A 24,767-nucleotide genomic window follows, 5' to 3' on the forward strand; every position below is an offset into this window, starting at 1 on the left:
TGACTTTTTGATAATGTAACATTACTTTTAACATTAATTAACTATTAACTGATCTTATTATTAACAAAATGAAAAAACTTCTACTAGCAAGTTTGTGCTTTCTGTTGTTATGCCTAACACAGGTGCACGCACAAAACCGTACAGTTACTGGTACGGTTACGGCCAAAGACGATGGCTTACCCATTCCGGGAGTATCAGTGAAAATCAAGGGAACTTCAAGCGGTACGCAAACCAACGCTGCCGGTAAATTCTCTCTAAGCGTATCTCCGGGCGCGGTACTTTCTTTCTCTTTTATTGGTTATAACACCCAGGATGTGGCCGTTGGTACAAAAAGTACAATTGAAGTTGTGCTTTTGAGCGCCAACAGCCAGTTGAACGAGGTTGTAGTAACAGCGTTGGGTATCCAAAGGCAGGCTATTTCGGTAGGGTACTCTACTTCGAAAGTAACGGGCAAAGATATTACCCAGGCAAAGCCAATCAGCGTAACCAATGGCTTAACCGGTAAGGTTTCTGGTTTGCAGGTTACAACCACCAACAACGGTTTATTTGCGCCTACTCGTGTCACTTTACGTGGTAACAGGTCATTGATTGGTAACAACCAGCCACTTTACGTAGTTGACGGTTCTATCTTCTATAGCGATATCAGTACGCTGAATCCTGAAGATATCGCCGAAACAACTGTATTGAAAGGATCATCGGCATCTGCGGTTTACGGTTCTGATGCATCCAACGGTGTTATCGTAATTACAACCAAACACGGCGCCAAGGGAACTTCTGCTTTAACAGTGTCTTCTACTTACCAAATTGAAAAGGTTTCTTACATACCTGAGTACCAAACCCGTTTTGGTGCTAATGGTGGTGAAGGTGAAGTTTTCGATTTTTCAAAATTTGTTGATGAAATTGATGGACACTACAATTACTACCCTTATGAGAACCAAAGCTATGGCCCGGAATTTAATGGCAAGTTGGTACCTATTGGCCGGCCACTGCCAGATGGTTCATCTGAATTAGTTCCCTATTCGGCTGTTAAAAATCAAAAGAAAGACTTTTTTGACACTGGTATTACTACCCAACACAATTTTAACTTCACATCAGGTGAAGAAAACGGCAGCTTTTACATGTCAGGCCAGGATTTGCACAGTAAATCAATTATGCCTAAAGATGAAGGTCGCAGGGATGTATTCCGTGTAGGTGGGGATAAAAAATATGGGGCGTTTTCCACCTCCTATTCGGTTGCGTACACTTATTTAACAAAAAATCAAACCAATACAGGTGCTGTCTATAATGACTTGATCGAATCACCTGTTAACATTCCGGTTAAAGATTTAAGGGATCCAACAAGTAAATATGGCAACCCTGATACTTACTATAATGATTATTACATCAGTCCTGGTCAAATAATCAACGAATCAAGATATACACTGGTTGAAAACCATATTCAGGCAAACTTGCAGGCGAATTTAAAAGTAGCCAAGTTTTTGACCTTATCTTATCGTACATCTCTTGATAACACAAGCGGCAGATCTGAGGCTAAGGATGCCGGCAGAACTTACAGCGATTTTACCAAGAATGCCGAAACTATGATCTATCCTAACAACTCAGGTGGGTTAGATACTGTAGAAAATGACGGTGCCGGGCATAAATATGCCGCAAATGATTTATTGCCTTCATACGGAACAAGCGACTATACCAATTTGTTATTTAGCTCAGACTTCCTTGCCAACTACAACTTTAAACTTCCAGCTGATTTTAAAATCGACGGCACTTTAGGTGTAGCTTATTTGGATAACAAAGTAACCGCTACTACCGTAAATCAAGGTTCGATTAACTTTTTACCCTACAACACTCAAAACCTTTCATCGGTTCCAAGTTTGAGCGAATACTCACTTCAGGCGCGTAAGTTAGGATACTTCGGTACTGCTACTTTAGGCTACAAAAGCTATGCGTTCATTCATGGATCATACCGGACGGATTTAGATTCGAGGTTATCTTCGAAAAATAAATATATAGGTTATTATGACATTGACGGTAGTGTTGTACTAAGCGAGATATTTAAGGACATTGCTAATAACGACTACCTTAACTTTGTTAAAGTACGTTATGCACACTCAAAAACAGGTAACGCTTCGGCATTGTCAGGTGGCTCACAGTACATTGCGTTCGGTGCTTACCGCACCATCCCAACTGTTGGTTTAGCTGGAGGTTTCCCTTACAGTAGCACAGGCATTTCTGGCTACTCGCTAAGCGGTACAATTGCCAACCCTGATATTAAACCAGAAACGGTTACTGAAGATGAAGTTGGTTTGGATTTAGGGTTCTTAAAAGACCGCTTAACTTTAACAGCTTCTGCCTACAAATCAACCACTAAAGATGGTATAGTAACCGCACAAATTTCGCGTGCATCGGGCTTTACCTCGGCGTTATTAAATGCCGCCAACTCCGAAAACAAAGGTTTAGAGCTTGATTTGCATGGTACCGTTATCAGCTCACAAGCTGTTAAATGGACTTTAGGTGTTAACTATACCAAACAAAGCAGCAAAGTTATCAGTATAGTATCGGGTGTAAATGAGCTTTCATTAGGCGGTAATACTTTCGCTGTGAAAAACTTGCCATATGCCCAGATTAAAGGCTATGACTGGAACAGAGACCCTGCAACAGGCAAAGTTATTGTTGATGCCACCACTGGTTTACCGGTAAGGGCTTCGGCAACACAGCCGTTGGGCAATGTTAACCCAACAGATCTGTTAGGCTTTACATCATCACTAAGCTACAAAGGCTTTACTTTAAACCTTACTATTGATTACAGAAGTGGTTACAAGATCTTTAATGCTATCGGCAGTACGCTTGATCACTCGGGTAACGGTGTTACTACCACACTTACCGGTCGTCAGCGCTTTGTATTCCCTAACTCGGTTTATAAAGATGCAAGCGGAAAATATGTTGATAACACAAACATCCTTACACAAGATGGCAACTACAACTTCTTCCCAACTACATGGTTAGGTGTTGACGCTAACTATGTGATTAGTGCAGCTGCATGGAAATTACGCGAAGCTTCATTAAACTACAACTTTCCTAAGGCATGGTTAAGAGATGTTAAATTTATTAAAAATGTTAACGTAGCGGTTTCTGGTCGTAACCTGTTAATGTTCCGTCCGTCAACCAATAAATTTACCGACCCAGAGTTTAACGATGATACCAGCAACGCAGTTGGTAGAACAACTTTAAACCAGGCTCCGCCAACCAGAATAATCAGCGGCACTTTAGCTGTAACTTTTTAACAAAGAAATTGATAGAAAAAATGAAAACGAAAACAATATTTAAGCGAAAAGTTAGCTTAGGCTTATTTTTCACGGCTGTGCTCTTAACAGGTATTGTAGGCTGTCAGAAAGGAACATTTAATGTTAATGATGTAAACCCTAACTCACCAACGTCTGCACCTGCTAAATATTCATTAAGTTCATCATTGGCTGCTACCGCGAATTTGGTACAGGGTGGCAATGCTGATGTTTTGGAAAACTGGATGGGCTACTGGACACAAAGCGGAGGCTTTACACCAAGTACAACTTACGTAATTTACCAGATCACGAGTAGTAACTTTACGGGTAACTTCGATAATGCTTATTTAAATTTGTCAAACTATAACCTGTTATTAAAAACTGTAGGTAATGATCCTGTACAGGCTAATTACAGGGCCATTGCGATGATCATGGAATCATACGTATATCAACGTTTGGTGGATTTGTACAATGGTGTTCCTTATTCACAAGCTTTAATTGTAAACAGCACATTTTCATATAAATATGATGATGCTCAAACAATCTATAAAAGTATAACTGCTAAATGCGACTCTGCGATAGCCATCATCAATGCTAATGCAGATAAAGCAACAAGCCCAGGTAATTATGACGTGGTGTTTGGCGGCGATATGGCCAAATGGACTATGTTTGCAAACACATTAAAACTAAAGCTTTTAATGCGCCAAACAGAAGGCGGTATAGGGGGTAGCGCGGTGAAATCGGCTTTGGCAATAAATCCCAACGTTCCCGCTAACCAAGCTGATAAAACCTATAAGGCTTCTGACTTTTTGTCGATTGACGCAGCAGTAAATCCAGGTTATTCAAATGCATCTGATGCACAGGAGAATCCTTTTTACTTCGATGTAGTTGCAACTGCAACAGGTGCAAATGGTGCTAACACCGTTTACTGGCGTGCAAATAGCTACGGTGTTAATTTTTTCAGAAATAATAATGATCCCCGTGGTAACTATGTATATTGCCCGCAAGGTGTTGAAGCTGTCAAATATGCAGCCCCAATAAATGACCTTTCGAAAATTAAAGGTAGAGATTACGGCAGTGTTAATGGCAATGGCGAATCAAATACAGTAATTTCTGCTATTTTGGGAACCGGCTTTACATCTGCTGGCGTGCAAAAAGGTCCTGGGCAGGCAGCTGTACTTTTACCTGCTTCTGAGAGCTTATTTTTACAGGCAGAGGCAATAGAGCGTGGCTATCTTGCAGGCTCGGCAGCAACAATGTATAAATCTGCGGTTGCAGCATCCTTTACCTTTTTGGGAGCTCCGGGAGCAGCAGACTATACAAGCCAGAACAATGCATCGACAAACTATGCTGTTGCGACAGATAAGATCAAACTGATAATTACTCAAAAATGGGCAGCAATGAACTCAGTTGATCCATTAGAGTCATATAGCGATTGGAGAAGGTTGGGTATCCCAACAGATTTACCGGTATCAAAATACCCTGGCGTTACGGTAACACATATCCCGTACCGTTTGCCTTACCCAATAAACGAAACCACATTGAATAGTGCCAACGTGCCTGCGGGTGGTGGCGGTAATGATTTGTTTACTTCTAAGATATTCTGGATGAAGTAAGCTATCCGCTTATGTTTAATAAATAAATAATAAAACAGAAAGAAATGAAAAAATTAATCATATTATTAGGAGTCCTTACCGTCTCGCTTTCGTCTTGTTTAAAAGACAAGCCAAACGTGGATTTATCAAATATCGGTACCTTTGCCGAGTTGCCCCATAGCGGGATACCGTATTTTAGTGCGGATGCTATAACGGACGGACAGGATGCCGATGGTTTTGTTAGCAGAGATTTTTATATTAATATCACTGGCCAATATGCTCCGTCGTCGGATGTAGTAGTTACATTAGCCGTTGATAATTCGCTTGTTGATGCTTATAATACAGCCAATCCTGCTGTATTGCCAAATATCCCTTACATCGCTGTTCCAACCGCAGCTTACTCGTTATCTGCAACTACAACAACGATTAAAGCCGGTACACGAACTGCGATTATAACAGTTAAGTTTAATAAAAATAAAATGGATCCGGCCGCCAGCTATATGTTGCCGGTAAAAATTGCCAGTGCCAGCGGGAGTGGCGTAGCTTTGAGTGCTAACTTTAATATCCATTATTTTCACTTCATTGGTAATGACTTTGCCGGCCCCTATACCCATTATTATACCAGGTGGGAGCAAGCGGATAGTACAGCGTCAGCCCCTTCTTCAAAACGAGTTAATAAAGGGACTTCTATTTTTAACCCTATTAGCCCTCAGGAGTTTACTGTAACTACCTCTTATTATACAGCACCTCGTTATGACGTGACTTTTGTTAAAACAGGAACCGGTGCTTCTGCTACCTATTCAAAATTTGTAATTAAATTTTATGGATCAGATATAGCAGATCTGTTTACACCCGGAGGCGTGGTGTTGGCGACTGGTCCGTTCTTTTTACCGGCAAATTATCACACTACACCTTTTGATCCAAACGGGGTTTATACTTATGCGCAGTCGTTAAAACTATTCAGGTTTTACTTTACCACTGCTTCGAGAGCAATTATCGATGAATATGCTCGATAGGGGTTAGTAAAACATAAGCAATATTTGCTTTATAGTTTAACTGGATCTTCAGTTTTTAAAAAAGACCGCTCAGCAATGGGCGGTCTTTTATTTTATTTTACTATTATTATTAAAATCTTATTAGTAGCTTAGTATAAACATATTACGATGAAAAAGAATATTGCCTTTGCAGTTTTACTTATAGCGACTGCTAAGTTTTCAGTAGCACAATCAATAACAGCCTCGGGCACGGTAAAAAACGAAAAAGGCGAAGCGGTGCGATCTGCATTAGTGCAGGAGTCTGATACAAAAACGGTAACCTATACAGATTCACTTGGGTTTTTCACTTTGCCGGTTAAAAGTGCAAACGAACAAATAGTAGTGAGCGCGAAGGGTTATAAAGACGAAAAAGTATTAGCAAAAGATAACAACATTGTAGTAGTGCTTAAGCCCGGAAAATCGGGCGTTAAAGAAATGACGCCTGGTGATCCTGATAAAATTGTCAACTCTGCAGGTGGAGTTAACACTACTCAGGGTTATTCTTTCTTCAATGTTTCATCGGCTGGCGGTGGTAATTTATTTAATATCAGTCGCAAGGAGGATACCAAGGGTAGCCGCTATTTAGTTGGCGATGGCTGGGCTAAAGGCTATGTGGTTGACAAAACCGGTGCTACAGTTAAAAACGACAATTTTGCCTATAACTATGACAAGATCAATGGATCGTTGTTATTAACCCAGGATAAACGCGCAGCTGTTGATGTTGACCGCGACCAGATACAAAGCTTTACAATTTATAACAAACTCGATCAGCCGGAAACCTATACTTTGGTAACTGCTATTAATCCCACCCATTACAGCCAGGTATTATCAGATGGTAGCAAATACAAAGTTTACAAATTTACCAAAACAACCTTTGTGAAGTCGGATTTTAAAACCGATGGTATGACATCAACCGGGAACCATTATGACGAGTACGTTGACGAGCCAACTTATTACGTGCTTAATGTTAAAACTTCGGCTTTGCAAAAAATATCTTTGAAAGCAAAAGCCATCAAACAGATTTTCGCTGCCGATGCTGATAAAGTAAAAGCGTATTTCAGCGATCATGCTGATGATGATATTAACGATACCTTCCTGAGCAACCTTGCCGATTCCTTGAATTAGCAAATCGGAAAGGAATATATTTTTAAAAAGACCGTTAGCATAAAACCTAATGGTCTTTTTTATTATAATTTAAATAAAAATTTTACCGGTTTAAAATGAAAATAAAACATATAGCAGCGCTCGTGTTGTTCATGATAACATGCGACGTTTTAAAAGCGCAGACAGGCACAAACAGCATTTCATCTACGGGGATCATGTCTGGTACAGGGATGGCCTATAACCTGGTTAACAATGAAGGTACCAAGGGCAGCAGGTATTTATTTGACACCTGGGTTAAAGGTTACGTTACCGACAACAAAGGAAATACAGTTAACAGCGAAAATTATACATTTAATTATGATAAAATAGAGGGCGCATTACTACTGAGCCAGGATAAACAAACCGCCATTGCCGTTGATAAAGAACATGTAAAAAACTTTGTGGTTTACAATAAGGCAGATAAGGCTATGGCTTTTGAATACGTGCCCGCAATTGATGCCACGCACTATTGCGAAGTATTGGCAACCGGGAGCAAGTATAAAATATATAAGTTTACCAAAACCAGGTTTATAAAAGCCGATTATAAGAACGATGGTATATCATCAAGCGGCAACAAATATGATGAGTATGTTGATGAACCTGCTTATTATGTAGTTGATGCTAAAACACCGGCACCACAAAAAATAAGCTTAAAAAATAAAGCCATTAAGCAAGTTTTTGCTGCAGATGCGGATAAAGTAAAAGCATTTTTTACAGATCACAAAGATGATGATATTGACGAAGCATTCTTAGCGGCCCTCGGCAACTATCTGAATCAGTAAATTAGTAAGCACGACGTTGTTTGAGGCCCGCTTGCTAATTCGGGGCTACTTTTTATCCACACTATATTTACCCGGGCCTATAAATATTAAGCCGGCAAATACTATGGCGTCTTCAATAGCATGAGCCGCTTCGCCCAGGCCGCCGCCGGTGCGCAAATGCATTAGCGCAGCTATAACCAGGTTGATAAACAATAAAATACATACCGGGCGGAATGCAAGCCCGATAATAAGCAGAAACCCGCCCAGCAGTTCGGTAACGGCTGCCAGTAAGCCCCACACCATGGGTAAAAAGTGAATGCCAATATATTTCATTGATCCGCCAAGCTCGGTCCATTCCTTAGGGCCTCCCATCAGTTTAGGGTAACCGTGGTAAATAAACATAACGCCCAAACCCACACGGATAATTAAAAGTCCGAAGTTTTTGTAATTGCTTAAATTGCTAAATAATGCCATGTACTAATGATTAAAATGGTGTTTTAGTTTTGATTGCCTGTTATGATCCGCGGGTGTTAAACAAATTTCAAATGGCTGTGTTGCTTCCCTACACTCAGGGTTACGTTGCGGCCAAATATAAGGCTGCAGTTATCGGGTATATGTCCTGCCGGGAAATCAAAACAAACAGGATAATTGTAGCGCTGTACAATATCCATAATAATTTCGGGTACGGTTTGGCCAAAGGGAATATCGTTATCTTTTACATCGGTAAACCCGCCAACCACCAGGCCTGCCAGGCTTTTGAGCTTGCCTGCCCTGTCAAGGCAGCGCAGCATACGGTCGATGCTGTAAAGATATTCGCCTACATCTTCAATGAATAACACTTTTCCTGTGTAATCAATATCAGATACCGAGCCCGATACCGCTACAAGTAACGACAAATTGCCGCCGATAAGGATGCCGCTGCTATCGCCAGCGCGATTGGCGGCATGCGATGTAAATTCGTAAGCCAGTTGTTCGCCAAATAAGGTCTTTCGCAGCGTATCTAGCGACCGTACCGATGCATCGGGAATATTTACCGGCATTTGCCCATGAATGGTTTGTGCGTGGTAATTGGCAAACAGGTGGGTGTGTAATACAGTGATATCGCTAAAACCGATGATCCATTTGGGTTGTTGGGCAAACCGGCTAAAATCAACTTTGTCAATCATCCGGATGGTGCCATAGCCGCCCCGCGCTGCTATGATGGCTTTAATGCTGTTATCGTCAATAAAACGTTGCAGGTCTTTCGCACGCAATTCATCATCGCCGGCAAATTGATGGTAGGATGCTGTTACGGTTTCACCCAATATAACTTCCAATCCCCATGATTGTAACAGGGTAACCGCGTCTGTCATTGGATTGGGCAGTTTTTTTGCCGGGCATACAATGGCAATTTTATCACCTTTTTTTAAGTAAGGAGGAAGTTGGAAAGTTGGGAAGTCGGGAAGCCCGGAAGTCGGTGAGTTTGAAAGATCCGAAGTCGGCAGGTCCGCATGTTCAGAATTAGTTAGTGATTCACTCATGTTTATGTAATAAAGGCTTTCTATCTTTCGGACTTTCCTGACTTTCCCGTCTTTCGGACTTCCCGACTAAAAACCTATCTTTGCAAATTATTTATAACGTCGCTTATTCATGTCACAACTCAACAAATATAAAAGATATACGGTTACTTCTGCATTGCCTTACGCCAATGGTCCTTTACACATTGGCCACCTGGCGGGTGCTTACCTGCCGGCCGATATTTTTGTAAGGCACCTGAGGCTCAAAAAAAAGGATGTGTTATACGTTTGCGGATCTGACGAACACGGTGCCGCCATTACCATTAAGGCAAAAAAAGAAGGCACTACCCCCCAGGCTATTATAGATAAGTACCACACCCAGATAAAAGAAAGCTTTGAAGAGTTTGGGATTGCGTTTGATATTTACCACCGTACATCATCGTCTATACATCATGATTTATCGCAGGAGTTTTTCCTGAACCTTTACGAAAAGGACGAGTTTGTTGAAAAATTCAGCGAGCAGTATTACGACGAGGATTACCAGCAATTTTTAGCAGACAGGTACATTACCGGCACCTGCCCAAACTGCCACAATGAAAATGCCTATGGCGATCAGTGCGAGCGTTGCGGTACATCATTAAACCCAACCGACCTGATTAACCCGGTATCAACCCTCAGTGGTAAAACCCCCATTTTAAAGCCAACTAAACATTGGTACCTGCCTTTGGATAAATACCAGCCCTGGCTGGAGCAATGGATAGATACCAAGGAAGGCGATTGGAAAACCAACGTATTTGGCCAATGTAAATCGTGGCTAAAATCGGGACTGCAGCCACGTTCTATGACCCGCGATTTGGACTGGGGTATTGATGTGCCACTGGAAGAAGCTAAGGGCAAAAAGCTATATGTATGGATGGATGCACCGATAGGCTATATCTCGGCCACCAAGCAATGGGCCATTGATAATAATAGGGATTGGAAATTATACTGGAAAAAACAAGCCGATGAGCAGGATAATGCCTGTTTGCTGCATTTTATTGGTAAGGATAATATTGTGTTTCACTGTATTATTTTCCCATCGATACTGCACGCTCATGGCGAGTACATTTTACCGCAAAATGTACCCGCCAACGAGTTTTTAAACTTAGAGGGCGACAAACTATCAACCTCGCGCAATCACGCTGTTTGGCTGCATGAATACCTGAAGGAATTTCCGGGCAGGCAGGATGAGCTGCGCTATGTACTAACCTCGATTTTACCCGAAACCAGCGACAGCGAGTTTACCTGGAAAGATTACCAGGCCCGCATCAATAACGAATTGGTGGCTATACTTGGTAATTTTGTAAACCGGGTAATGATACTGATGCATAAATTTTACGATGGTAAAGTTATACGCGCGTCTGATAAACTCGAATTGCAGGATGAGTACCTGAATACCGAGATTGGTATTTGTTATGACGAGATAGAAAAAAACCTGGAAGCTTATCGCTATCGCCAGGCCTTGCAGGCCGTAATGGATATTGCCCGCCTGGGTAACCGCTACCTTACCGAAAAGGAACCATGGAAAGCTATTAAAACCGATCCGGAAGGTGCAAAGGAAGCCTTGCACAACTGTTTGCTCATTATTGGTCATTTGGCTACTGCCGCGCAGCCATTTTTGCCGGCAACAGCCAAAAAGATCATAGGTATGTTAAACCTGCCCAACCAGGTTATTACTTACGATCAGGAGATCACTTTTGATAACGGCCATCAGCTAAACCCGGCCGCGTTATTGTTTAATAAAATTGAGGACGACGCGATTGAATGCCAACTAAAAAAGTTACAAGATAAAAAAGAAGCCGCCGCCCCGGAAAAAACTATAAACGTGCAGCCCGCGAAAGAGAATGTTAATTTTGAAAGCTTCGCGGCAATGGACATCCGCACCGGGACTATCCTGACTGCCGAAAAAGTGGCCAAAACCAAAAAACTGCTCAAACTAACCATAGATACAGGCATCGACCAACGGACAGTGGTATCCGGCATAGCAGAATATTACGAGCCGGAAGCCATCATAGGCCAAAAAGTGAGCATCCTGGTAAATTTAGAGCCTCGTGAAATAAAAGGCATCGTATCACAAGGAATGATACTGATGGCCGAAAATAGCGAAGGCAAATTAAGCTTTGTTGCACCGGTGGAGGATTTTCATACAGGGGCGGTGATTAGGTAGACTTTGGATGTGCAGATGGTTGTGTTTTTAACCCGATAAAAATTTGCTGCTTAGGCATGTGATTTTTCAGGTATAATTTGCACCTTTGCAAGCTGATTAAAGGTTATGCCTTTTATCAGCCATAACAGGTCCCGTAGTTCAACGGATAGAATAGGAGTTTCCTAAACTCTAGATATGAGTTCGATTCTCGTCGGGACCACTAAAGGAAATGTTCTTTACAGAATGTTTCCTTTTTTAGTTAATTCAACTATTTGATTTACAGTTTATTATGTTGTTTTTCTTATCCGAAAAATGGAGTTCGATATTTTTTAAAATTGATATCAATTTACGAATATCGATTTCAAAATGTACGTTATTTCAATTTAAGCGACAATTTTGGAGTTTGATTCACGTCAGGTTGCGCATTCGTCAATAGATAGATTATTAACATCCTCATAAGTCTTGGCAAATAAATAAAGAAAATTCAGTATTTGTTTTGTCTGGTCCTCGTTTGTTAGAATTCGATTTCGTTTCAATAATTTGATAGCTTGATTAACCGCAACTTTTCTATTTGAATAAGTCGTGGGGCCTTTATAAAGCGGTCGATGCACCTGTTAGTTATGATTTTTTTTTTAATTTAGTAAAATCGTCAAAGTCTATGTTGTCATAAACGAAGTATTTTCTAGCGTTTTACATTAGTAATTGTTGTTTTGGAATGTCATGTAAGATCGCTTTGCGTATATCACCTGGCTGCGAAAATTATTGAAGGACGATCCGTTCATGGAGATCGTCAACAGCCGGGGTCACGGATACATTTTACGCCAATTACCTGCTGATTCCAAGATATAATTTGTTTGGATATCAATAATTCCAAATCACATCGACGGGATTTCGCAGCCTTTAATAACGCCATGTTGAATAACATGCTGTAATACAGTCAATTATTTGATGGCATTGCATTTGAATATTTGAGCGCAGCCAGTGTGTTAGCATTTAACTACCGTCATTAGGACTACACACTCAAGATCGTGATCACATGGAAACTGTTGTATTTAACAAAAGGTCAACTGCCATCATCGATCTCCATGAAAGAGGTTACGAGGTCGATTTTGTAATAACCGATGGGGTTATCGCCTGTGTACAGGACAGGTCCTTGATCAAGGCCGAAGATTTTGAGATCACGGAAAAGTATTTGTTTATAGATGACTGTCGTCTTGAAAGTAATTGCTTGATTTTTGCAGTCCACATTATTGACAGCGATACTAAAGGAATATTGATGGCCTCCTACCATCATAGCCAGAATATCTCTTAACGGATTTTTAAGTCATGAAAATTAGAAGTTTTAATCCAGGCGACGCCGTAGCGGAAATGCTAATGCCCGAGATACATGTCAGTCATTTTACGAACATTGAGGCTGCCGATCCGGTAAATTTGCCGCACCGCGATGCAGACTACATGTTATTGTTTCAGAAAAAAGGCTATTTCAGTTTGATGGTTGATGACGATCTCATTGAAATGCACGACCGGTCGGTGTATTTTATTTTACCCGGCCAATTACGTTATCATGTTGATTCGCAAACAGAAAGCTGGATTTTGGCCGTAAACGCTTCTTTTTTACAAGAAGGCCTCCGGTTAAAGCTCAATGAACATTATTACGGAAAAAAGCCGGTCCCGCTGTCACAAAAGAAAGCAGAAAGATTTACACAATGTATGCGTTTTTTGGCTGAAGACCTTCAGCACCCGCTTTATAAATTTAGCGGATTGGCGGTAAGAAAGGGGTTGATCGATGTTATTTCGGGTATGATCACGGAAGAATATGCGGTGGGAACTTCAGATCGGCAAGGGGAACATAGCCGCTTCGCTGCTATTACACGCGAATTTAAGGAACTGCTGCTAAATAATTTTAAGAAGATGAAAAAGCCGGCGGAATACGCAGATGCTTTAAGCTTATCTACACCCTATCTGAATCAGGTAATCAAAGCGTCAACCGGGTTCAATGTAAGCTTTTGGATCCAAAAAATGATTATGAATGAGGCCAGGGTGCTGCTGTCTGCTTCCCTGAAACCCATTAAAGAGATCGCTCATGAATTAGGTTATACTGATCAGGCCTATTTTTCGCGGTTGTTTTCCAGGACGCAAAAGATATCGCCACAAGGGTACCGATTGATAAAGCAGGCACAATTACCCTGGACCGGGAAAAAAAATAAAAAGACATTGTTCTCCGGATAGGATCTGCCATAGCTACGCCAAAATCGCCTTTTAATTCATGTCTAAATCCGGCAAATGATCCAAAGCCAGATCCAAATTAATTTCTTCCTGCCGCCGATCATTGTCACACACCACAACAATTCGTGTTCCGGAGGCATTTTTGAAGGTTATTTTTGCGTCTATATCCTCACATAGACCCCGCATTAAATTCAATCCCATGCCGCTGTTTTTTTTAGTTTTCACCTGGTTGTCCATCCCTTTACCATTATCCGCTATTTCCAACCTGATTTGTTCCTTAATCATTCCGAAAGCAACATAAACCTCACCATTTTTTCGGTTTGGGAACGCATATTTAAATGCGTTTGTCACTGCTTCATTTACAATAAGGGCTAATGGGAGTGCCAGGGAAACATCTATCATTAATTCTTCGACACTGATCCTGATATTGACTTGAGTTGGCCCTTGAAAGCTATCCTTGATATGTTCGATCAGCTGTGGCAGATACAGGCTCATATTAACCGACTTTAACTTTGATGATTCGATCAATTGCTCATGTACCAAAGACATAGCATATATACGGTGACGGCTGATGTTTACAGCATCGAAGGCTTCCCCTTCGAGAATTGCTGCCTGATTTTCCAATAATAATATAACCGACTGAAGGTTGTTCTTTACACGGTGGTTAACCTCTTTGAACAATAGGTCCTTTAATGATATTAATTCGTCTTTATCTTTTAATAGCTCGTTTTTATCCATTATCAGCTGTTGAAGGACATTGTTTTTATTGTCGATCTCCTCTTTTTGAAGCGTAAGCAAAGCATTGCTGTGTTGCTTCAATCTATAACGGCTGTAGATCAGACCGGTGATTATCAAAAGCATCGCAGATCCGCAAATAGTCACCTTCTGAATAAGTTGGTTACGCTTTAGTTTGATCTCCTTTATTTGTGCATCCATGGTGAGCGAGTCGATATGCCTGTTTTTTTCCAGTGTTTCATTTTCCATATCCAGCAGGAATATCTGATAGGCTTTTACTTTGTTATAGGCGGAATCCCTGATCTCCTGGTCTTTAAAGAAAGTTCCAACGTCGGACCTTGACCTTCGATCCAGTTTAACTAGCTTATAATACCGGTCATCGGCCGCCGTAATTTCTTCCACATATTTTAATTGATGTGCCAAGGCAGCATATAGATCTGTATAATGGAGAGCCAGCTTCAGCTGTTTAGTCTCGGAGTAATAATAGGCGAGCGCATTATAGGCATCCATGATCACTGCGGGATTATTCGGCGGAATTACCGGAAGCAGTTTCTTTAATTCTTTTACATAATGACCGGCCTGAGAGAATTGTTTAGCAAAGACCAGACTATTCAGAAAATCCACGTTTACAGATAATTTATCAAAATCACTGCTGGCTACGCTTTTCAATTCATTAAGGACCCCTAAAGCTTGGGGAAGCCGGTTACTGTGCGTATACGCAAAAGCTAGTGCCGACGAAGCCATCTTGACGCACCATGTTTCGTTGTAACGTTTTGCCATCTTCAATACCTTGATGGAATAAGGAATTGCCCGGTCATAATCTCCGGCTTTTATATAAGTGGAAGCGATCAAATGCTGTATGTAAACGACCTGCATGGTAGTATCGTTGACCTCTTTAGCCGTTTTTACGGCTAAAAGATCGTATTTTAACGCATTGGTATAATCACCTATAGCCATTGATATCCTGCCAATGTTCCAATAGATACCTTCAACCGTTCTTCGGCTTACACCTTTTCCCAGATTTAAAGCTTCGAACAGTAATTTTAGCCCTTCCGTCGATCGTCCCGCCTGGGTCAGCATATCTGCGTTTTGTGTCAGCAAAAATGAAAGCCAGAGGTTATTCCTGTTTTTCCTGAATATGGCAATAGCCTTGTTAATGTAAGATATCCTGCTCCGAAGTGAGACAGGATCAGAAGTCGGGTAGTACTGTGCTATAAGATGATACGACCTTGCCTCACCATCACTATTATTGTGCATTTTAGAAAAGGCAAGTGCGTTTTGAGCGATTTTTAAACCCGTTTCCCGGTCATTTCGATGATAAAACGTTTCTGCACTAAGGAGGATAGCATTAATTATTCCGAAATCATAGTTAAGTCGATGGCTGAGAACTGCAGCCTGATCCGCAAATTTTTTCGCCGAATCAATGTCCCTTTCTCCTTTCGTGGCTTTTAAAAGCATTAAATGTCCTAAGGCGAGTTGTAACTTGACTGTATTGGTATCATTCGTGCTTACGGAGAGTTTTTGCCTTAATACGGGCAAAGGCAATTCGTCAAAGCCGCTTGTTTGTGCAAAAGATGATTTGACAAAAAATAGCAGAAGTATAAACAGTTGGCACTTTTTCATAAAGGTATCTGTAACAAATGTTCATCAACAGCATAAATCTATAGATGAAAATACACATTAACAACATCAATTTTTTTAAAAAAATTGGCAGCTATTTACCCGCCATTTTATTGCGGGACCTGTAAAACACAACAGGGCGATGAAAAGTGCATTGATAACAGCCACTATTAAGCCGGCAAGAGAATAATATAAATAAATGCTCAATAAATAAGTATTCCATAACGCTTCCAGTCAGGCAATCATCGGTTACTATTACGGGAAAATATTTACGTTCTTCTCAGGGATCGGTGCAAAATTACCGGGCTGGAGGTGTTAAAATATCAGGTACTGTTGCCGAAGTTATGAAAGTATGGCGAAAAAGGACAGGCCCGGCTAGCACAGGGCCCAACGTAGTTTAGCTTAATGATCGTGCAATGCGGTGAGATTTGAATTAAAAATATCCCTGTACATTTTCCAGCCATTACGGGTCTTTTTCCAGACAACCAGGTATTTACCTTTATCTATTGTCTGTTCCTTTTCATCCTTTAGCTCATAAAGGCCTTCTTCATTGATCATATTGATGCTTCGCCCAAATAAGCCGGTTGTATGCAATGAGACTTTTCGGATGCCATGTTCATACCCGTTATTGAAGAATGATAAAAAGCCCTGTGGCGTACTAATACTTATTGAATTGGGTGGCATGATAGCGCCGTCAGCGGCATACCTGTTTACTACTAAGGCTGCATTGTGTGTCTCAAAACCCTTACTGTACAACTGGTTGGATGCGTTGATCTCTACAGCGATGTTATCCATATCATGGTGTTTCGCCTTTTGTGCATTACCTGCCTGATTAAGCGTTATGCAGAGCGCCAATAAGCTTATACTTTTTCTGAAGAACCTCATAAATTATATATTAATGTTCGGCCAAATTAGTATTCATCTCAGATAAGGACAATGGATAAATAGTAGTTCTTGTTGGATTTTTACAACACTTACGCTTATGATATGCCCGCTGCCGCAAACCGAACCAGGCCCTTAGTTGGAAATACATGAGCTATGGTAATGTACGATGAACCCTGCCGGTTTATTCAATAGTGGGATTTTTAACGATCCCAAGTTTCCTCATTTTGGAATTCAATGTAGATGCAGGCAGTTTCAATAACGCCGCCGCGCCACCTTTCCCTGATATTTTTCCGCCGCAGCGCCGTAAAACATCATTGATATGCTGCTTCTCAACGTCGGCTAAGTTTGTTATAACCTGGGCCTGTCCGATATCATGTTGTTCGTTTACATCAGGCAGGTAAATCTCATTTAATATCTTGCTATTTGAAAGCAGTACGCTTCGCTCAATCATATGTTCAAGCTCCCGAACGTTGCCTGGCCAGTTGTAAGCTTTAAGTTCATTCTTTACGGCGCCCGATATTCCGGTTACTTTACAAAAATGGTTCTTGTTATACCTGGTTAAGAAAAAGTGTGCAAGGAATGGAATGTCCTCCCGCCGCTCCCGCAGTGGAGGTATCAGGATAGGAAAAACGTTCAACCGGTAATAAAGATCTGAACGGAACCTTCCGGCCCCCACTTCGGCAAAAAGGTTGCGATTTGTTGCAGCAATTATGCGGACGTCGACTTTGATGGAGACTTTTCCTCCCAGCCTTTCGAATTCCCGTTCCTGGATCACGCGTAACAATTTCACCTGAACTTCTAATGGTAATTCGCCGATCTCATCTAAGAAGAGTGTGCCGTTGTGAGCGAGTTCAAACTTGCCTATCCGTCTTTCAAAAGCTCCTGTAAATGCGCCTCGTTCGTATCCGAAAAGCTCGGATTCAATTAGAGTTACCGGAAGTGCGGCACAATTCACTTTTACCATCAATTTGTTTTTTCGGGGTGATGATTCATGAATCCCCCGTGCGATCAGTTCTTTACCTGTTCCTGTTTCACCTTGGATGAGTACTGTAGCATTCGAATGAGCCACCAATGACATTAATTGATATACCCGCTGCATAGGCGCGCTTGTTCCAATAATATCCGAGAAGTTGTAAATTGAGCGTATTTGCTCTTGCAAATGTTCGTTTTCTACTTCGAGTTGCTGTCTATATTTAATGAGCTGTTCATTTGCAATGATATTTGACATCGCTATTGAAATCTGTGCGCACATACTGTCGATCATTTCGACATCGGGTTCGTCCGAATCGACCCAAAAGATCCCCAATTTTCTGGTTCCTGTTTTTAAAGGGGTCGCTACACACTTTTCTACATCCATGCTTCTCCAAAAGTGAAAGTATGATGGCGCTTTGCCACTATCGATCCAATCTTGCAGTTTATAAACGATAGTCTCGTTGCCGGCTAGAACGGCATCAGATATGCCGTCCGCTATCGGATAGACAGCGTCAAGCACAAAATGATGTCCCAATTCTTCAATGGCCCTTTTTACGTGATGGTCGAAGAGAAAAAGGCTCATTGTTTTTTCATCTTCATTTATTCCGCGAATGACGAATCTCGATATGTTTGATAATTGGCTCACAGCTTTCTCTATTGCCATGGTCAGATCATCTTTGTTACGGACTGCTGCAATGTCGTGGCTGAATGAAAGCAATAGCGCATTCTGCTTTTCTTTGCGCTCAAGGTTTTCATTAACCAGAATATTTGAAATAGCGGTGGATAAATGACGCGATATGCACTGAATGATTTGCCTGTCAGCCGGATCGAATACATTTTGTCTATATGATATCAGGATGAGGCCGAAGTTCGGCTCATTCCCTTCTGAAAGTATTTTCAGCATGATTTCACCACCTTTTTCGACATCGGCAGAGTTAAGGCATGGAGGAGCACAATCAAATTCAAAATTTTCGACATTGATGATTACCGGAATGGTTGTATCTGCTGCCTGGTCCCAGATGCCTTCACTGGCCAGATTTGCGCGGATCCAGTCTAATAAATCCGGGTGGGAAGTTAAACTGGTCAGGAAAATGCATTCGTTGCGATTTTCAGGGGCAATCGCTGTGATCAGAAACTCGTCAAAATGAAAAAGATTCTTGAGGTCGCGCTCAATAACGCTGTTCAAACCTTCACGCGTTCGTACTTCGGAAAGGTCATGACTAAACGTTAAAAGCAGTTCGTTGATCCATCCCCGTGGATCCAGCATTTCATGAATAATGGTGTTCGATACTGCGTAGGCAAGTTCTGTTGAAAGATGATCGATAACATGGATAAACCTTTCACCGAATGACCCTGCTTTTTTCGACCAGAAATAGCAAATCCCTAACATTCCATTTTTAATCTTTAGGGGTGTGACTAATACTTCCCGGAGGCCATAATCATAATTAACCTGGAGCCAGAATGGAATGGATTCGGACTTAACAATGTCATTCAAAGAAACTACAAAACTTTTGTCTGCCAATATCGCATCACGTACAATGATATCGTCCAACGGCGCCCTTGCGTTTGATAATGCCTTAAATTCACTCAGGTTTCTGCCACTTGTCTTTTGATTAAAAAAAAAGGGAAAGTATGTGTTCGTATGGTGATCGACCGAATGGATACTGACGCTTGTAAATTCATTTAGGCGCAGCATCGATGTGGCCAGCAGGTTAAGAAGATCATTACGTTCGCGGACTGCTGCGATTCTCTTTCTTAGTTCCGGGACAAAATTTGAGTAGTTTTCTTTCTTGTCATCTATAAACGCTTTCATTATGAAATTTTTTTGAAGGATGCTTCCGGAAGGCGTTGGGTTCATATCCGCTTTTGCGTTTTCCAATCCATTTTCATTCAGTTTTTGCAAAAAAAAATATATCTATTCCGATATAATTTTTGCAAACAGTATGCCCCTGCATATGTAATTGATTATCAGATTTTTACCATTTATCGGAATGAATGATTTGGTGATATAGCACTAAACTCGATGAGCCGTTTAGTGCTATTTGAACAAATGGCCGAATCGACTTATATAAGTGATTTGAAAAGTGCTTCCGGATAAAATCAGAGTTTTATATAATTGCTTGAAAATTCTTAATATTACTTGATAATTAAGCTACTGGTGGTTAAAATATCGTTGAAACAGATGCTTTCACCTGAGTGAGCCCGGTCCTATTTAAGAATTAAAGAATTTATCAGGATGAAATACAAGGCTAAAATTCTGATCGTAGAAGATCAATATATGGAAGCTAACAATCTTGAAGTGATGTTGAAGCGGGCGGATTATCGTGTGTGTACGGTTGCCCGCTCTGTTTCAGCGGCCGTTAAAATAATTGAAAAAGAAAATCCTGATCTCGTCCTCCTCGACATCCAGCTAAAAGGCAAATTAAGTGGGATCGATTTGGCAAAACTGCTGTCGCGGAAAAATATTGCTTTCATTTACCTATCGGGAAATTCCAAGCAGCAATTTCTAGATGCTGCAAAAATTACCCGTCCGTATGGATTCCTGGCAAAACCTTTTCGTGAAAAGGATATACTCATTATGCTTGAAGTTGCCCTATACACACATAAAGAAAATCTTGCGTTAACCCAGCAACGTCTGAATCCATCGGCGGTCGAAGGAGGCAATAACCACGTCTTTTCTGACATGATCGGGCATTCAAACCCAATGCTTACGCTGCAACAGCACATGAGACGCATTGCTACATCAGAGGTTTCTGTACTGATTTTTGGTGAAAGCGGAACCGGTAAGGAATTGATAGCACGCAATATTCATTTGATGTCCAACCGCGCCAGGCAGGCCCTGGTATCCGTCAATTGCGCGGCATTGCCTCCAAGCCTGATTGAATCAGAACTTTTTGGCCACGAAAAAGGCGCTTTTACCAGTGCACTGGATAAACGAATCGGCCGTTTCGAGCAGGCAGAAGGTGGAACGATCTTCCTGGACGAAATCGGCGAATTACCGCTGGATGTTCAAAGTAAGTTTTTGAGAGTTTTGCAGGAGAAAGAAATTGAGGTAATAGGGGGAAAGAATAAGAAGGTTAATGTCCGTGTAATTGCGGCTACAAATCGCAATTTGCAGGAAGACGTAGTTACAGGAAGATTCCGGGCAGATCTTTATTACCGGCTGAATGTTTTCCCGCTGGTTTCACCGCCGTTGCGTGAAAGAAAGCAAGACCTCCCATTACTGATAAACCATTTTATAACCAAACTAAGTAAAATTGAAAATAGTAATGTTACCGGCGTAAGTGAACAGGCAATGCAGGAGGTCCTGAATTATGATTGGCCGGGAAATGTGCGTGAGCTCGAAAACCTGGTTCATCGAAGCATCTTATTGAGTACAGAACCGATAATATCTACATTCGGAACGCTTATGGAACAACCAGGCAGGCCAATTGCAGAAAGTGGCTACATGAGAACGATAGAGGAGGTGGAGAGGGAACATATTATAGCTGTTTTAGAAAAGTGCAATTGGAAGGTGTACGGACCTGGGGGAGCCGCCGAAATATTAGGTATAAAAGTACCTACGCTTAATTCCCGGCTGAAGAAACTGAGTATAGAAAAGGCCGGGCTGAAAAAGAACAGTAAATCCTATAAAAATTAAAAGAGACCATATTTAGCGGTCTCTTTTAATTTTTATACTGATGTTATTATTGAACACCTGCAATGGCCTGGTTAATAACATCCACTACTACATCCGGGTGAGACAGCATCGGCACATGGCTGCTTTTTATCTCTGTCACTTTTGCGTTCATGCGTTTCGAAACCCAACGTTGCAGATCTGGATGTACCGTGTGGTCTTCGGTACATAAGATGTACCAGCTTGGTTTAGTTTCCCAGGTGATTTCCTTTATACACTGCTGGTCAAACAGTTGCTCGGATGGTGCATAATGTGTAGCCCAAACAACTTTTTGCTCGTCTTCCGGAAGGTCGCCGGCAAAGAACTCGGTACCTGAAGGAAGCATCCAAACGCGACCGTCAGCCACTTCAATACGGGTGAAAATATCAGAAGGGAATTTTTGCAGTTGGCTATTAACCGTTTCGCCGGGAGCAGGTGCCACTGCGGCAATATAAACAAGCCCAACCACGCGATCATCACTTGCAGCGGCCGTAATGGTAGCTCCGCCATAAGAGTGGCCAACCAGTATAACAGGACTGCTGACGCGGCTGATCGTACGCTTAATTGCGGCGACATCATGATCAAAATTCGTCAGTCCATATTGAACAGAAATCACGTCATGCCCTTCGGCGATCAGTTTAGGAATTATTTTGTTAAAGCATGAGGCATCTGCCCAGATACCATGGCATAATACGATTGAAGGTTTTTTTGATGTGTTCATAATATTGATTTTTTAAAGATTAATGGATTTGCGCTTTAAGAGAAATATCCGTCAGTACGTGGATTGATTTAATGATTGAGTAGTTGATTAATTATTTAGCCACGCTTGCTGCTGCTTCAATGATAACTTCGGCCACCAATTCGGGTTGTGACATGAATACCACGTGGCTGCCTTTGATCTCTGTGATTTTAGTATTGGACCGGCTGTACATGTTGCGCTGGATATCCGGGTTGATGGTTTTATCTTCAGTCGCTACACAACCCCAGCATGGTTTCGTTTTCCATGCAGCGTTGGTAATGGGGGAAGTAAAAGCTTTTCCATAAAATGCACCCTGGGAGGCGTACATGAACGCTGCCTTTTTAGCATCGATATCACCGCAGAAGCCGTCGTGGAATTTTGATTTCTCATAATAAACAATACCATTACCATCAGGTGGCAGTATACCGCTTTCCGGCGCTGGTTCCATGGTCTGGATCCAGTGAAGGGCAGATTCACCATTATCCGGCTGGAAGGCAGCTACGTAAACCAGGGCGGTTACATTCGGATGGTTTCCTGCTTCGGTAATTACCGCCCCACCCCAGGAGTGGCCCACAAGGACAGCAGGTCCTCCTATCCTGTCAAGGACTAAATTGGCCTGACGTACATCGTCCTCCAGCGAGCTGAGCGGGTTCTGTGCAACCAATACATTAAAACCTTTACCAGTTAAAACATGGAATAATGGTTCCCAGCCTGATCCGTCTGCAAACACGCCATGTACCAGGACGATGTTTTTAATTGATGTTTTCATTTTTTCGAGATCTTTTGATAATTAACTCACCTGTTTTAATTGCCGTGTCCGCAGCTATTATTTGGTCTCAACGGCAGGATATCGAAAAGGACCCGCCATCCTGGGCCATCAGCAAGTCGCCGTGTACAAGTACCACGTTCTTTATGTGTGTTTTTTGAGCCTGAGCATTTGTTGTAATTAATGATGCAGCTGTTAATAACACGGGCAACATTAACGCCGCCATGAATCTTTTAGCAATAGTTTTGTTTTTTGCTTTCATTGTTTTATAAATTGATAGATGTAGTTACAACACCTCTGCGGGTATATGTTTTTTATGCACGGATGATGCCAATGGTGCAACTTTCAATAAATCAGAGAATTAGCGACATTCAGCAATTCAAAACAAAGTCGCATGTCGCGAAGAGCGTTTAAGATTGATGATATATAAACAATTTAGGATCATCCAACGCAGGTGGGATAATCTTAAATTTGGAGCGTACAGAGTAGCCGCGAAAGATCGAAATAAAACTAATTCAGATAACTATAAAGCGCTTTTGCCAATCATCAGCCAAGGTTACTTGCTATTCTACAAGGCGAAGAAATACTATCTTCAATAGATAAGAATATAAAGCAGGCGAATATGGGTGTTAGCGGAGGGGAGGGATGAATCTTGAAATTAATATCGAAAGTATGTTGATTTAAAAAAAGTGACTGCTCCGGAAAATTGGAGCAGTCACTTTTTAAAGTTTCTACTTACTACGCATATGGAATACCGTGTGTACGGCCTTTCTTGCCCAATATGTTTGACTAGGTAGGACAGTTGTTTTTAAAATGAGTACGTGAGCAGGAAAGGGATCGCTTTTCCTAAGCAACGAGTCACGTGCTTTTTTTAAAAGGTGAGGCCAATAAATGGCCTACCCGATGATGTTTGTCCTGGTTGAATTCTTCAAGTCCATACTCAATTTCATGCGGTTGTTTTTTACTCCAGGTACCAAAAATCCGGTCCCAGAAAGTAAACACATCTCCGTAGTGGGAATCCGTCTGTTTTTGTTCGGATGAATGGTGGATCTTGTGCCAGCCAGGTGTTGCAAAAACTAAACTTGCAAATCGCTCAAATCTTCGCGGAAAACGAACATTACTGTGTTGCATAATTAGCAATGGAATGGAAATTGATCCGTAAATAACAAAGGCAGTAATAGGCAAACCGATCAATATGACACCTAAGCATTGATAAATACATTGGGAGACGATGACATCTATGGGATGAAACCTTAAGGAAGAGGAAACGTTCAAATGATTATCCGAATGATGAATACGATGGAAACGCCATAGAAACGGTATTCTATGTTGTAAATTATGTGTCAGGTAACTGCCGAAGTCGAACAGCAAGATGCCGGTTAGCAGTTTGACCGCAAAAGGAAGTTGTATCTGATTTAATAAGCCCCAATGATTTTGGGCTGTGAGTTCAACGATCATTACCAATACGCTTCCGAGAATGGCATTTAAAAGGAACGAAACCAAAGAAATAGTAAAATTTCTGCCGTAATGCCTTTTTTTATTGGCCGGCGGGGTTAAATAAGGCAGCATATTTTCAATGCAGTACAACAGAATAAGCATTACAATCAGCACTATGGGCTGCAGATTCGCTAATAGATCAATCATAAGTTTATTTTAAGATGCACATCTTCCTTAAAA

General features: G+C 41.4%; 18 protein-coding genes and 1 tRNA gene. 10 read left to right on the forward strand and 9 right to left on the reverse strand.

The window, feature by feature from the left end:
• Window positions 1–68 precede the first annotated feature (68 nt).
• The 5 genes from BMX56_RS01460 to BMX56_RS01480 all read left to right on the forward strand — a co-directional run bounded on the left by BMX56_RS01460 (window position 69) and on the right by BMX56_RS01480 (window position 7,832).
• Window positions 69–3,281: a SusC/RagA family TonB-linked outer membrane protein gene (locus tag BMX56_RS01460; protein ID WP_090639182.1), complete on the forward strand. Its 3,213-nt coding sequence runs from the start codon at window positions 69–71 to the stop codon at window positions 3,279–3,281.
• Between the two features lie 20 nt (window positions 3,282–3,301).
• On the forward strand, window positions 3,302–4,894 hold the full coding sequence (locus BMX56_RS01465) for a SusD/RagB family nutrient-binding outer membrane lipoprotein (RefSeq protein WP_090639188.1): 1,593 nt from the start codon (window positions 3,302–3,304) through the stop codon (window positions 4,892–4,894).
• Between the two features lie 44 nt (window positions 4,895–4,938).
• Window positions 4,939–5,889 carry a DUF1735 domain-containing protein gene (locus BMX56_RS01470; protein ID WP_090639194.1) on the forward strand — a complete coding sequence of 317 codons (951 nt, stop codon included), beginning with the start codon at window positions 4,939–4,941 and terminating at the stop codon, window positions 5,887–5,889.
• Between the two features lie 147 nt (window positions 5,890–6,036).
• Complete coding sequence (locus BMX56_RS01475) at window positions 6,037–7,032, forward strand: carboxypeptidase-like regulatory domain-containing protein (RefSeq protein ID WP_090639202.1); 996 nt, start codon at window positions 6,037–6,039, stop codon at window positions 7,030–7,032.
• Between the two features lie 95 nt (window positions 7,033–7,127).
• Entirely contained in the window at window positions 7,128–7,832 is a 705-nt protein-coding gene (locus BMX56_RS01480) for a hypothetical protein (RefSeq protein ID WP_090639208.1), read from the forward strand.
• Window positions 7,833–7,877: 45 nt separating this feature from the next.
• On the opposite strand, the gene BMX56_RS01485 is transcribed toward BMX56_RS01480, so the two are convergent.
• The gene (locus BMX56_RS01485; protein WP_090639214.1) at window positions 7,878–8,285 is read right to left on the reverse strand and encodes a DoxX family protein; all 408 of its coding nucleotides are present in this window, start codon (window positions 8,283–8,285) and stop codon (window positions 7,878–7,880) included.
• Window positions 8,286–8,341: 56 nt separating this feature from the next.
• On the reverse strand, window positions 8,342–9,331 hold the full coding sequence (locus BMX56_RS01490) for a S66 peptidase family protein (RefSeq protein ID WP_090639224.1): 990 nt from the start codon (window positions 9,329–9,331) through the stop codon (window positions 8,342–8,344).
• Window positions 9,332–9,440: 109 nt separating this feature from the next.
• Between BMX56_RS01490 and metG the strand changes: the two genes are divergently transcribed.
• The 4 genes from metG (at window position 9,441) to BMX56_RS01510 (ending at window position 13,721) form a co-directional block, all read left to right on the forward strand.
• Window positions 9,441–11,513, forward strand: coding sequence for a methionine--tRNA ligase (gene metG, locus BMX56_RS01495; protein ID WP_090639233.1), 2,073 nt, complete (start codon window positions 9,441–9,443; stop codon window positions 11,511–11,513).
• A gap of 127 nt (window positions 11,514–11,640) precedes the next feature.
• A tRNA-Arg gene (locus BMX56_RS01500) sits at window positions 11,641–11,712 on the forward strand.
• A gap of 816 nt (window positions 11,713–12,528) precedes the next feature.
• Window positions 12,529–12,804, forward strand: a complete 276-nt coding sequence (locus tag BMX56_RS29800) for a hypothetical protein (protein WP_143065343.1) — start codon at window positions 12,529–12,531, stop codon at window positions 12,802–12,804.
• A 179-nt stretch (window positions 12,805–12,983) separates the two neighbouring features.
• Window positions 12,984–13,721, forward strand: coding sequence for a helix-turn-helix domain-containing protein (locus BMX56_RS01510; protein ID WP_177183681.1), 738 nt, complete (start codon window positions 12,984–12,986; stop codon window positions 13,719–13,721).
• Between the two features lie 30 nt (window positions 13,722–13,751).
• On the opposite strand, the gene BMX56_RS01515 is transcribed toward BMX56_RS01510, so the two are convergent.
• The 3 genes from BMX56_RS01515 to BMX56_RS30340 form a co-directional block, all read right to left on the reverse strand.
• Window positions 13,752–16,076 carry a tetratricopeptide repeat-containing sensor histidine kinase gene (locus BMX56_RS01515; protein WP_090639264.1) on the reverse strand — a complete coding sequence of 775 codons (2,325 nt, stop codon included), beginning with the start codon at window positions 16,074–16,076 and terminating at the stop codon, window positions 13,752–13,754.
• A gap of 399 nt (window positions 16,077–16,475) precedes the next feature.
• A complete protein-coding gene (locus tag BMX56_RS01520; protein ID WP_090639267.1) occupies window positions 16,476–16,958 on the reverse strand; it encodes a YybH family protein in 483 nt (160 codons plus the stop codon).
• A gap of 181 nt (window positions 16,959–17,139) precedes the next feature.
• The gene (locus BMX56_RS30340; protein ID WP_218152361.1) at window positions 17,140–19,833 is read right to left on the reverse strand and encodes a sigma 54-interacting transcriptional regulator; all 2,694 of its coding nucleotides are present in this window, start codon (window positions 19,831–19,833) and stop codon (window positions 17,140–17,142) included.
• Between the two features lie 333 nt (window positions 19,834–20,166).
• Between BMX56_RS30340 and BMX56_RS01530 the strand changes: the two genes are divergently transcribed.
• Complete coding sequence (locus BMX56_RS01530; protein WP_090639275.1) at window positions 20,167–21,570, forward strand: sigma-54-dependent transcriptional regulator; 1,404 nt, start codon at window positions 20,167–20,169, stop codon at window positions 21,568–21,570.
• A gap of 46 nt (window positions 21,571–21,616) precedes the next feature.
• Here the strand turns inward: BMX56_RS01530 and BMX56_RS01535 are convergent, their stop codons facing one another.
• The 4 genes from BMX56_RS01535 to BMX56_RS01555 form a co-directional block, all read right to left on the reverse strand.
• The gene (locus tag BMX56_RS01535) at window positions 21,617–22,306 is read right to left on the reverse strand and encodes an alpha/beta hydrolase (RefSeq protein WP_090639287.1); all 690 of its coding nucleotides are present in this window, start codon (window positions 22,304–22,306) and stop codon (window positions 21,617–21,619) included.
• Between the two features lie 91 nt (window positions 22,307–22,397).
• Window positions 22,398–23,093, reverse strand: coding sequence for an alpha/beta fold hydrolase (locus BMX56_RS01540; protein ID WP_090639294.1), 696 nt, complete (start codon window positions 23,091–23,093; stop codon window positions 22,398–22,400).
• Between the two features lie 67 nt (window positions 23,094–23,160).
• Complete coding sequence (locus tag BMX56_RS01545; RefSeq protein WP_090639303.1) at window positions 23,161–23,352, reverse strand: hypothetical protein; 192 nt, start codon at window positions 23,350–23,352, stop codon at window positions 23,161–23,163.
• 596 nt (window positions 23,353–23,948) lie between these two features.
• The gene (locus BMX56_RS01555; protein WP_090639316.1) at window positions 23,949–24,734 is read right to left on the reverse strand and encodes a sterol desaturase family protein; all 786 of its coding nucleotides are present in this window, start codon (window positions 24,732–24,734) and stop codon (window positions 23,949–23,951) included.
• Window positions 24,735–24,767: the final 33 nt, after the last annotated feature.

This window comes from Mucilaginibacter sp. OK283 (assembly GCF_900110415.1).
GTDB lineage: Bacteria > Bacteroidota > Bacteroidia > Sphingobacteriales > Sphingobacteriaceae > Mucilaginibacter.